This is a genomic window from Anoxybacillus kestanbolensis (assembly GCF_001996285.1).
Classification (GTDB): Bacteria; Bacillota; Bacilli; order Bacillales; family Anoxybacillaceae; genus Anoxybacillus; species Anoxybacillus kestanbolensis_A.
The window spans coordinates 74,865-86,617 of sequence record NZ_MQAD01000005.1; the positions used below are offsets into that span (position 1 = coordinate 74,865).

The window sequence follows — 11,753 nt, forward strand, 5'->3', positions numbered from 1 at the left end:
TTGTTTTACTATGTTTATCTGTTCACAAAAAACGGTTGTCTGTCCTTTTCATTCTCGCATTCAGATGGTAAAATAAACATACATGCGTGTTTCGACAAAGCGTTGCTTTAGGATCGTATCGTGTAACGTAAAGGGGAGAAGGGGTATATGGAAAAGAAAGAATGGTATTTAGAATATGAAATACATATCAATCGTCCGGGATTGTTGGGGGATATTGCATCGCTACTTGGTATGTTGTCCATCAACATCATCACAATTAACGGAGTGGACGATTCACGTCGAGGGATGCTTTTGTTATGCAAAAGCCATGAGCAAATTGAACGGCTACAATCCATTTTGGCAACGATGGAAGATATCACGGTGACGAAGTTGCGCGAGCCGAAGCTACGCGACCGTCTCGCTGTTCGGCATGGGCGTTATATTCAGCGTGATGCCGATGATAAGAAAACGTTTCGGTTCGTTCGTGACGAATTAGGATTGCTTGTCGATTTTATGGCCGAGTTATTTAAACAAGAAGGTCACAAGTTAATTGGCATTCGTGGTATGCCGCGTGTTGGAAAAACGGAATCCATCGTAGCTGCGAGCGTATGTGCGAATAAACGTTGGCTATTTGTCTCATCTACGTTAATTAAGCAAACAGTCCGTAGCCAATTAATTGAAGATGAGTATAACGAAAATAATGTATTTATTGTTGATGGGATTGTATCAACACGTCGTTCAAACGAGCGACATTGGCAACTGATTCGTGAGTTAATGCGTTTGCCAGCAACGAAAGTGATTGAACATCCCGATATTTTTGTAAGGCATACGGAATATAAACTTGATGATTTTGATTATATTATTGAATTGCGTCATGATGCAGATGAGGAAATTACGTACGATCTTGTTGCCCAATCTTCTTTCTTCGGCAACGACGGTTTTTCGAATATCGACTTTTAAAGATGGAAGGTGTTTCCGTTGACAGAGTTAGGGAAGCGTTTAAAAGAAGCGAGAGAACAGCGCAATATGAGTTTAGATGATTTACAAGAAATCACTAAAATTCAAAAGCGATATTTGATCGCAATTGAACAAGGAAATTATGTGATTATGCCTGGGAAGTTTTATGTTCGCGCATTTATTCGTCAGTATGCTGAAGCGGTCGGCCTTGATCCCGAAGAGCTGTTTGAACAATACGCAAACGAAATTCCAAATGCCCAGCAAGAAGAACTTCCTGGCGAATTATCGCGTGTTAAATCGCGACAATTATCAGAACAAGGTGAAAAAGTACTGAATATCCTCCCCAAAATTTTAATCGGTATGTTAGCTGTTGGAGTAGCAGTTGTTCTATGGTTTTTCTTTCAAAACCGAACGATGGATGAACAACCGCAAGAGCAAGTGATAAATGAGGAGACAGAATTTGAGCAATCTGAGCAGGTGAACGAACAACAGCCTGAAAAACAAAATGAACAACAATCTGAAAAACAGAACGAACAACAACTAGAAAAAGAGCAAGAGCAACCATCGACAGCAATGATTAAAGTAGTAGACACGAACGGTCGAAAATCGACACTTGAAGTCACGGGGGAACAGTTGATCATTGACATTGCAACAAAGGGTGATGCGTGGATTGAAGTGAAAAACGGGAAAGGAAAAGCATTCACGCGCAAAATGATGTATGCTAATCAAGCTGAAACGTTCGATTTGACGAACGAAACAGAAGTTTTATTAGTCATCGGTCAAACATTAAATACAGAAGTGAAAATAAATGGACAAACACTTCAATACCCTGTTAATCCAAGTGATCACGTGCGTCAAGATATTACGATTGTTTATAAAAAACAATGATGTTGTATGACGTGTTGGAGGTTAGTACTGTGAATATACCGAATCAAATTACAATTGCACGAATGCTACTTATCCCTTTTTTCCTAATTTTCCTCTTGGCACCGATTGACCTAGGTATGATTCAAATCGGAACAGAGCAATTGCCGATGACACACGCTGTTGCTGCGCTTATTTTTATTATTGCATCAACAACAGACTGGATTGATGGATACTATGCACGAAAATATGGGTTAGTAACGAATTTAGGAAAATTTCTTGACCCGCTTGCAGATAAATTGCTTGTATCGGCTGCGCTCATTGCGCTCGTTCAATTGGATTTGGCGCCAGCGTGGATGGTCATTGTTATTATTAGTCGTGAATTTGCGGTAACCGGATTGAGGCTTGTGTTAGCAGGGGAAGGGGAAGTGGTGGCAGCGAACATGCTTGGAAAAATTAAAACGTGGACGCAAATTGTAGCGATCGCCGCCCTTCTTTTGCACAATCTTCCTTTCTCCCTGCTGTCGTTTCCGTTTGCGGACATTTCTTTATGGATTGCACTCATTTTCACAATCTGGTCAGGATGGGATTACTTTGTTAAAAATAAACACGCATTTCGTCATTCGAAGTAAATAAAAAGGGGATGGGAGAAGGATGAAAGCAGAAATTATCGCCGTTGGCTCGGAGCTTTTACTTGGCCAAATTGCAAATACAAATGCTCAATTTTTATCTCAACAATTAGCTGAAATAGGGATAGATGTATATTACCATACGGTTGTTGGAGATAATCCTCAAAGGCTTACACATGCGATTGAAGTAGCAAAGCAACGCTCGAATTTGATTATTTTTACGGGGGGACTTGGACCGACGAAAGATGATTTAACAAAAGAAACGATTGCAAAGATGTTAAATAAATCGCTCGTTTTAGACGAAGAAGCATGGCAATCCATTTGTGATTATTTTTCAAAAACAAATCGTCCGATGTCCCCAAACAATCGAAAACAGGCGCTTGTGTTAGAAGGAAGTCACGTGTTAAAAAATGAACATGGGATGGCTCCTGGAATGGCACTTGTTGTTGATCATGTGACGTATATGCTTCTTCCGGGGCCGCCAAAAGAAATGCAACCGATGTTCATGAAATATGGACGTCCTTTTTTATTGCAAAAGCGTCACGTTCGCGAAAAAATTGTTTCACGTGTTCTTCGCTTCTTTCATATCGGGGAATCACAGCTAGAAACAGAAATTGAAGATTTGATCGATGCGCAAACGAATCCAACGATTGCTCCACTTGCGTCTGACGGTGAAGTGACTCTCCGCTTGACAGCAAAGCATGAACGTGAAGAAGAAGCGAAGCGGCTGATTGACGAGGTAGAGGAAAATATTTTAGCGCGTGTTCGCCCTTATTTTTACGGTTACAATGATGAAACGTTGTTTAGCAAACTGTTAGCTACGTTAAAAGAAAAGGATAAGACACTTGCTGTTGCTGAAAGCTTAACGGGGGGGTTGTTTTTAAAGGAAATGACTGCTCTTCCGACAGCTTCTTCTGTCATAGCAGGAGGGGTTGTATGTTATACAAATGAAATAAAGGAAAATGTGCTTCATGTGCCGAAAGAAATATTACAAACAGAGGGGGCAGTGAGCGGGCGATGTGCACAATCGTTGGCGGAAAATGTTCGAAAACTTTGTCGAAGTGATATCGGTATAAGCTTTACAGGCGTCGCAGGACCGGACGATTTGGAAGGGAAGCCAGTAGGAACAGTATGGATAGGGATTGCCACAGAACGAGGGACAAAAACGTTTGCACTTACATTATCCGGTGATCGTCAAGCCGTTCGGATGCGTACTGCAAAATATGGTTGTTATTATTTACTACAATTGTTGCATTGATTTACGAACATCTATTCGTTTTTTTCTTGGCAAATAAACAGAAAACATGTATAGTAATAAGTAGCAGTCACTGCTTTATTTTTTGTAAGTATAAAGGAGGAGTTTCTTTGAACGATCGTCAAGCAGCATTAGAACAGGCGTTAAAGCAAATTGAGAAACAGTTTGGAAAAGGTTCTATTATGAAGCTAGGAGAGCAAACAGATCGTCAAATTTCGACTGTATCAAGCGGCTCTCTTGCACTTGATATTGCGCTTGGAGTAGGAGGATATCCGCGCGGGCGTATTATTGAAATTTATGGTCCAGAATCTTCGGGTAAAACGACAGTTGCCCTTCATGCGATTGCTGAAGTACAAAAGCAAGGTGGTCAAGCGGCGTTCATTGATGCAGAACACGCTTTAGATCCTGTTTACGCTGAAAAGTTAGGTGTTAATATTGATGAATTGTTGCTTTCACAGCCTGATACAGGAGAGCAAGCGTTAGAAATTGCTGAAGCGCTTGTGCGCAGTGGAGCGGTTGACATTATTGTTATTGACTCCGTTGCAGCCCTTGTTCCGAAAGCAGAAATTGAAGGGGAAATGGGCGATGCTCACGTTGGACTACAAGCACGGCTCATGTCCCAAGCGCTACGTAAATTATCAGGCGCCATCAACAAATCGAAAACGATCGCTATCTTTATTAACCAAATAAGGGAAAAAGTGGGGGTTATGTTCGGGAACCCCGAGACAACTCCTGGTGGTCGCGCATTGAAGTTTTATGCGTCTGTTCGTTTAGAAGTGCGTCGTGCTGAACAAATCAAGCAAGGTAACGACATGGTTGGAAATAAAACGAAAATTAAAGTCGTTAAAAATAAAGTGGCGCCACCATTTAAAACCGCAGATGTAGATATTATGTATGGGGAAGGGATTTCAAAAGAAGGCGAAATTATTGATATGGGTGCTGAACTCGACATCATCCAAAAAAGTGGTGCTTGGTATTCATACAAAGATGAGAGACTAGGACAAGGGCGAGAAAACGCGAAACAATTTTTAAAAGAAAATCCACATATCATGGAAGAAATTGCACGTGAAATTCGCCAACATTATGGCATTACGACAGGTGTATCGGCGCCACCTGTGCGTGAAGATGATTTAGACTTCTTAGAGTAAAAAGAGGCACGTTGTGTCTCTTTTTTTTTCTTTATTTTAGAAAATTCAACCATATGAAGCGCTTTCCCGGAATGACAAGCCTTGACAATATGGAAGGTCACCTTTAAAATGTACATGTATATTTGACAATTTTGAAGTGTATGTTGAATGGGTGCAATGTACATGCCGACATTGATGAAGTAACGAATTTATAGCAAGAGGAGGTGAGGATAATGGGTGAAACGATCATCTCCGCTTTGCTTGCCCTAGTCGTCGGTGCAGTTGTTGGCTTTTTTGTTCGTAAATCCATTGCCGAGGCAAAAATTGGCGGTGCACAAGCAGCTGCCAAGCAAATGATTGAAGAAGCGAAAAGAGAAGCAGACGCATTGAAAAAAGAGGCGCTCCTTGAAGCAAAGGATGAGATTCACAAACTTCGCGTGGAAGCAGAACGAGAAATTCGCGAACGAAGAAGTGAATTACAAAAACAGGAAAACCGCTTGTTACAAAAGGAGGAGAATCTCGATCGAAAGGACGAATCTTTAAACAAACGGGAAGCGTTGCTTGAGAAAAAAGAGAATTCTCTCAATGAAAGACAACAGCATATTGAAGAGATGGAAAGCAAAGTGGAAGAACTCGTTCGAAAGGAACAAGCAGAGCTTGAGCGTATTTCTAGCTTGACTCGTGAAGAAGCACGACAAATCATTTTAGATCGTGTAGAAAAAGAGCTTTCTCATGAAATCGCGCTCATGGTCAAAGAAGCAGAAGCGAAAGTAAAGGAAGAAGCCGATAAAAAAGCAAAAGAAATTTTATCGCTCGCTATTCAACGTTGTGCTGCTGACCATGTTGCCGAAACGACCGTATCTGTTGTAAACTTGCCAAATGACGAAATGAAAGGTCGGATTATTGGACGCGAAGGACGTAACATTCGTACGTTGGAAACGTTAACAGGTATTGATCTCATTATTGATGACACGCCGGAAGCAGTCATTTTATCAGGTTTTGATCCGATCCGTCGTGAAACGGCACGGATTGCGTTAGATAAACTTGTTCAAGACGGGCGCATTCATCCGGCGCGAATTGAAGAGATGGTTGAAAAAGCGCGAAGAGAAGTGGATGAACATATTCGTGAAGTGGGAGAACAAACAACGTTCGAAGTGGGTGTTCACGGGTTGCACCCGGATTTAATTAAAATTTTAGGCCGATTGAAATTCCGTACAAGCTATGGACAAAATGTTCTTAAACATTCGATGGAAGTTGCGTACTTAGCTGGTTTGATGGCAGCTGAGTTAGGGGAAGATGAAATGCTTGCAAGACGAGCAGGTCTTCTTCACGACATCGGAAAAGCTGTTGACCATGAAGTGGAAGGAAGCCATGTTGAAATTGGTGTAGAGCTCGCAACGAAATATAAAGAACACCCGGTCGTTATCAATAGCATTGCTTCCCATCATGGTGATACGGAGCCGACGTCTATTATCGCTGTGCTTGTTGCTGCTGCAGACGCATTATCTGCTGCTCGGCCAGGTGCCCGTAGCGAAACGTTAGAAAACTATATTCGTCGACTTGAAAAACTTGAAGAAATCGCTGAATCATATGAAGGTGTTGAAAAGTCGTATGCGATTCAGGCTGGACGCGAAATTCGCATTATGGTAAAGCCAGATATGATCGATGACTTGGAAGCGCATCGTTTGGCGCGTGACATTCGCAAGCGCATTGAAGAAGAGCTTGATTATCCAGGTCATATTAAAGTTACAGTAATCCGCGAAACGCGAGCTGTTGAATATGCAAAATAAAGCTACTCCTCGTTTGGAGTAGCTTTTCGTATTGATAAACGCTTCGTTTTGTGCGAAACTGAAAAATAGAAATCATGGGTATAGAAAGGGTAATATGATGAAACTATTATTTATCGGTGATGTCGTAGGACAACCGGGAAGAAAAATGGTTGATGAATACGTACCGAAGCTAAAAGCAAAATATAAACCACATGTGATTGTTGTCAACGGTGAAAATGCTGCTGGTGGGAAAGGGATAACAGAAAAAATATATCGGCGCTTTTTAGAGATAGGGGTGCATGCAGTAACCCTTGGGAATCATGCATGGGATAATCGTGAAATATTTGAGTTTATTGATCAAGCGAAAGTACTTGTTCGTCCAGGGAATTTTCCAGCAGGTACACCTGGAAAAGGAATTGTATTTATTCAAGTAGAGGGATATGAGGTTGCGGTCATCAGTTTGCAAGGAAGAACGTTTTTGCCAGCGATTGATTGCCCGTTTAAAAAAGCAGATGAATTAGTAGAGATGGCGGTCTCACGAACCCCTGTCATTCTTGTAGATTTTCATGCGGAAGCAACGAGTGAAAAACAAGCGATGGGATGGTATTTAGATGGGCGAGTAAGCGCTGTCGTTGGTACGCATACACACGTTCAAACAGCGGACTCTCGTATTTTGCCAAACGGCACCGGTTATATTACTGATGTCGGTATGACAGGTCCTTACGATGGCATTTTGGGTGTGGATCGTGAGGCAGTATTACGTAAATTTTTAACGGGCTTGCCGGTTCGTTTCGAAGTGACGACGGGGCGCGCGCAGTTGAATGCTGTGCTTATCGATATAGATGAAAAAAGCGGGAGAACGAAATCAATTCAACGAATTATGATTAATGATGACCACCCATATTTCGACTAGTCTCTCTTTTTAGATTTTTCTAAAAAATACATATAAATAGCAGGAATACGAGTGAACAGAGGTGAATATATAGTAAACAGTACGAATTTTTTACAAGCAATTGTTAGAAACAAGGAGGAGCTAGAAATGGAAATATTAAAAGTTTCAGCAAAGTCTAATCCTAATTCTGTAGCTGGTGCACTTGCTGGCGTGCTAAGAGAACGCGGTGCAGCTGAAATTCAGGCGATCGGTGCAGGTGCATTAAATCAAGCCGTGAAGGCAGTAGCGATCGCGCGAGGATTCGTAGCACCGAGCGGAGTCGATCTCATTTGTATTCCTGCGTTTACAGACATTCAAATTGATGGAGAAGAGCGGACAGCAATCAAACTTATTGTTGAACCGCGTTAATGCACATAAACCTGTTTGCTTGTATAGCAAACAGGTTATTTTTATCATATGCTACAGAGCGAATTTTCGTATGGAGGGGTCGTTGTGCGTATATTTGACGCTCATTGTGACGTTTTATATCAACTATTTTGTGACCAAGATGTATCGTTTGAGCGAAGCTCATCGCTACATGTCACGTACGATGGATTGCAGCAGGCGGGTGTAACAGTACAAGGATTTGCTATTTACATCCCAAAACACGTAAGGCCAGAATCGCGCTTTTTTGTAGCTTTAGAGATGATTGATTATTTTTATGAGAAAGTTGTGTCACAGCCAAATATGAAAGTGGTTCGTTCAAAAAAAGAAATCGATCAACTACAACCGAGTGAAATTGGAGCGATGCTTACGTTAGAAGGGTGTGAAGCCATTGGCGAAAGTTTAACGCAACTGCGCACACTTCTTCGCCTTGGTGTTCGTTCTGTTGGTTTAACATGGAATGACGCCAATATGGTAGCGGATGGAGCACTAGAGCAACGAGGAGGAGGTTTAACGAAATTCGGGAAAGAAGTTGTCCACTTATTGAACGAACAACAATGTTGGACAGACGTGTCACATTTAAGTGAACGAGCGTTTTGGGATGTCATTGAATTGGCTCATTATCCGATTGCTTCACATTCAAATGCGTATACGCTTTGCCCGCACCCACGCAATTTGCGCGATGACCAGATTCAAGCTTTGATTAAGAAAAATGGGGTGATCGGTGTGACATTCGTTCCGCAGTTTTTACGTCATGATACGCAAACGACAACAGTGACAGATGTATTGCGTCATGTCGACTATATTTGCTCGTTAGGCGGGGAAAACCATATCGGGTTTGGATCTGACTTCGATGGCATTTTTGAAACGGTTGACCAATTAGCTAATGTTTCGCATTATACCCATTTCATTAATGAATTGCTGAAGCATTTTAAAGAGGAACAAGTGAGAAAATTTTTGTTTTGTAATTTTTATGAGCGAATCCCGCAATAAAAAATTCGGAAGAAAAATTCACATTTTTGTAACAAATATGTTGCAATTTTTTTTCAATAGGGCTAGAATGAAAGCGTTTAGTAAATGAAATTTTTCAAAAAATTTATTAAGCGAAATGGTAGAGCTTTTTCTGGAAAAGTGCTACACTTATAATCGTACAATGTTACGTTACAATTGATGGAACTTTAAAGGGGTGTAAGACATGATTAGTCAACTTTCATGGAAAGTTGGAGGACAACAAGGGGAAGGTATTGAAAGTACGGGAGAAATATTCTCCATTGCGCTCAACCGACTAGGCTACTACTTATACGGTTATCGCCACTTTTCATCTCGTATTAAAGGTGGTCATACGAACAATAAAATTCGTGTTAGCACAACGCAAGTTCGTTCGATTGCCGATGATCTTGATATATTAGTAGCTTTTGACCAAGAAACAATTGATTTTAACTTTCACGAGTTACGTCAAGGTGGGATCGTCATTGCCGATGCAAAGTTTAATCCGACGATTCCGGATGAGTCAAGAGCTACGCTGTATGCGGTTCCATTTACAGATATTGCAACAGAATTAGGAACAGCATTAATGAAAAACATGGTGGCAGTCGGAGCTTCTAGCGCTGTACTCGGTCTCGATATTAGCGTATATGAAGGGGTCGTTCAGGAGATTTTCGGTCGCAAAGGCGAGCAGGTTGTTGCCAAAAACATGGAAGCGATCAGAGCGGGCGCTCAGTTTATGCGTGAACAACTTGGTGACAACATTCAACTCATGCAACTTGAGAAGGCGGACGGCAAAAAGAGAATGTTTATGATTGGAAACGATGCGATTGCGCTTGGTGCACTTGCGGGTGGCGCTCGTTTTATGGCAGCGTATCCAATTACCCCAGCGTCAGAGATCATGGAATACTTAATTAAGAAGCTTCCGCAATTTGGTGGTACAGTCATTCAAACAGAAGACGAAATTGCAGCTTGTACAATGGCTATTGGTGCGAACTATGCGGGTGTTCGCACGTTGACAGCTTCGGCCGGACCAGGTCTTTCGCTTATGATGGAAGCGATCGGATTAGCTGGAATTACAGAAACGCCAATTGTCATTGTTGATACGCAACGTGGTGGTCCGAGTACAGGTCTTCCGACGAAACAAGAACAGTCCGATTTGATGGCAATGATTTATGGAACACATGGAGAAATTCCGAAAGTAGTCATGGCGCCAAGTACTGTACAAGAAGCGTTTTACGATATGGTTGAAGCGTTTAACATTGCAGAAGAGTATCAATGTCCAGTCATCGTTTTAACAGACTTGCAACTTTCGTTAGGTAAACAAACAGTTGAGCCGCTAGAATACGATAAAATTGAAATTCGTCGTGGCAAACTTGTTACGGGAGAACTCCCTGAAATTCCAGACAAAGGTTGTTTTAAACGATATGAAGTGACGGAAGATGGCGTGTCACCGCGTGTATTACCAGGAATGAAAAACGGTATTCACCATGTGACGGGCGTTGAGCACGATGAAACAGGCCGTCCTTCTGAAGTAGCAGCGAACCGTATTGCACAAATGGATAAGCGTCTGCGCAAGTTGAAACATATTCAATTCCCGACACCAGTTCATAAACATGTGAAGCATGAAGAAGCCGATGTGTTAATCGTTGGGTTTAACTCAACGCGTGGAGCGATTGAGGAAGCGATGGAACGTCTAGAGCGAGATGGCATCAAGGTGAATCATGCTCACGTTCGTCTCATTCATCCGTTCCCAACGGAAGAAATGTTGCCACTTGTGCAATCAGCAAAAAAAGTTGTTGTTGTTGAAAATAATGCAACAGGACAACTTGCCAACATTTTAAAAATGAACGTTGGACATGCTGAGAAAGTATTTAACGTGTTGAAATATGATGGCAACCCGTTCTTACCGCACGAAGTTTATACAAAATGCAAGGAGTTGTTTTAAACATGGCGACATTTAAAGATTTCCGAAATAACATTAAACCGAACTGGTGTCCAGGTTGTGGTGACTTTTCTGTGCAAGCAGCTATTCAACGTGCGGCTGCCAACGTTGGACTTGAACCACATGAGCTTGTTGTTGTCTCTGGAATTGGTTGTTCTGGACGTATTTCTGGTTACATTAATTCGTATGGTTTTCATGGTGTTCACGGTCGGGCACTTCCAATTGCTCAAGGGGTAAAAATGGCCAATCGTGACTTGACTGTCATTGCTGCTGGTGGTGACGGAGATGGATTCGCGATCGGAATGGGGCACACGATCCATGCGATTCGTCGTAACATCGACATTACGTACATCGTTATGGATAACCAAATTTACGGTTTAACAAAAGGGCAAACATCGCCACGTAGTGAAGTCGGATTTAAGACGAAAAGTACACCACAAGGATCGGTTGAGCCAGCGTTGTCGATTATGGAGATGGCGTTAACAGCAGGGGCTACATTCGTCGCTCAAAGCTTTTCTAGTGATTTAAAAGAGTTGACGCAATTAATCGAAGAAGGCATAAAACATAAAGGATTCTCGCTCATTAACGTATTCAGCCCGTGCGTCACGTACAATAAAGTAAACACATATGATTGGTTTAAAGACAATTTAACGAGCTTGAGCTCCATTGAAGGATATGATCCATCTAACCGCGAAATGGCGATGCAAACGTTGATGAAACATAAAGGGCTTGTTACAGGGCTCATTTATCAAAATAAAGAGCGCAAATCATATCAAGATCTTGTGCCTGGTTATAGCGAAAAACCATTGGCAGAAGCAGATTTAGCAATGAGCAAGGAAAAATTTGATCAGCTTGTGGCTGAGTTTATGTAAGAAAAAAGAGGGTGGTGAAAGCCATCCTCTTTTTCATGGAAAAAACATTGTTTAAAA

At 41.7% G+C, this 11,753-nt stretch carries 11 protein-coding genes; all 11 read left to right on the forward strand.

Features of this window, described 5'->3' with window-relative positions; all coding sequences use genetic code 11:
* Window positions 1–147 precede the first annotated feature (147 nt).
* Window positions 148–939 carry a DUF3388 domain-containing protein gene (locus BO219_RS02730; RefSeq protein WP_077428321.1) on the forward strand — a complete coding sequence of 264 codons (792 nt, stop codon included), beginning with the start codon at window positions 148–150 and terminating at the stop codon, window positions 937–939.
* A gap of 9 nt (window positions 940–948) precedes the next feature.
* A complete protein-coding gene (locus BO219_RS02735; protein ID WP_077428322.1) occupies window positions 949–1,824 on the forward strand; it encodes a helix-turn-helix domain-containing protein in 876 nt (291 codons plus the stop codon).
* 29 nt (window positions 1,825–1,853) lie between these two features.
* Window positions 1,854–2,432 carry a CDP-diacylglycerol--glycerol-3-phosphate 3-phosphatidyltransferase gene (gene pgsA / locus BO219_RS02740; protein WP_004890673.1) on the forward strand — a complete coding sequence of 193 codons (579 nt, stop codon included), beginning with the start codon at window positions 1,854–1,856 and terminating at the stop codon, window positions 2,430–2,432.
* Window positions 2,433–2,454: 22 nt separating this feature from the next.
* Window positions 2,455–3,687: a competence/damage-inducible protein A gene (locus BO219_RS02745; RefSeq protein ID WP_077428323.1), complete on the forward strand. Its 1,233-nt coding sequence runs from the start codon at window positions 2,455–2,457 to the stop codon at window positions 3,685–3,687.
* A 107-nt stretch (window positions 3,688–3,794) separates the two neighbouring features.
* Window positions 3,795–4,832 carry a recombinase RecA gene (recA, locus tag BO219_RS02750; RefSeq protein ID WP_006323432.1) on the forward strand — a complete coding sequence of 346 codons (1,038 nt, stop codon included), beginning with the start codon at window positions 3,795–3,797 and terminating at the stop codon, window positions 4,830–4,832.
* A gap of 212 nt (window positions 4,833–5,044) precedes the next feature.
* On the forward strand, window positions 5,045–6,601 hold the full coding sequence (rny, locus tag BO219_RS02755) for a ribonuclease Y (RefSeq protein WP_004890666.1): 1,557 nt from the start codon (window positions 5,045–5,047) through the stop codon (window positions 6,599–6,601).
* A gap of 97 nt (window positions 6,602–6,698) precedes the next feature.
* Window positions 6,699–7,493: a TIGR00282 family metallophosphoesterase gene (locus BO219_RS02760; RefSeq protein ID WP_077428324.1), complete on the forward strand. Its 795-nt coding sequence runs from the start codon at window positions 6,699–6,701 to the stop codon at window positions 7,491–7,493.
* Window positions 7,494–7,619: 126 nt separating this feature from the next.
* Window positions 7,620–7,880 carry a stage V sporulation protein SpoVS gene (spoVS, locus tag BO219_RS02765; protein ID WP_003181955.1) on the forward strand — a complete coding sequence of 87 codons (261 nt, stop codon included), beginning with the start codon at window positions 7,620–7,622 and terminating at the stop codon, window positions 7,878–7,880.
* 48 nt (window positions 7,881–7,928) lie between these two features.
* Window positions 7,929–8,888 carry a dipeptidase gene (locus BO219_RS02770; RefSeq protein WP_077428325.1) on the forward strand — a complete coding sequence of 320 codons (960 nt, stop codon included), beginning with the start codon at window positions 7,929–7,931 and terminating at the stop codon, window positions 8,886–8,888.
* 202 nt (window positions 8,889–9,090) lie between these two features.
* Window positions 9,091–10,827: a 2-oxoacid:acceptor oxidoreductase subunit alpha gene (locus tag BO219_RS02775; RefSeq protein WP_006323457.1), complete on the forward strand. Its 1,737-nt coding sequence runs from the start codon at window positions 9,091–9,093 to the stop codon at window positions 10,825–10,827.
* A gap of 2 nt (window positions 10,828–10,829) precedes the next feature.
* Entirely contained in the window at window positions 10,830–11,696 is an 867-nt protein-coding gene (locus BO219_RS02780) for a 2-oxoacid:ferredoxin oxidoreductase subunit beta (protein WP_004890656.1), read from the forward strand.
* Window positions 11,697–11,753 lie beyond the last annotated feature (57 nt).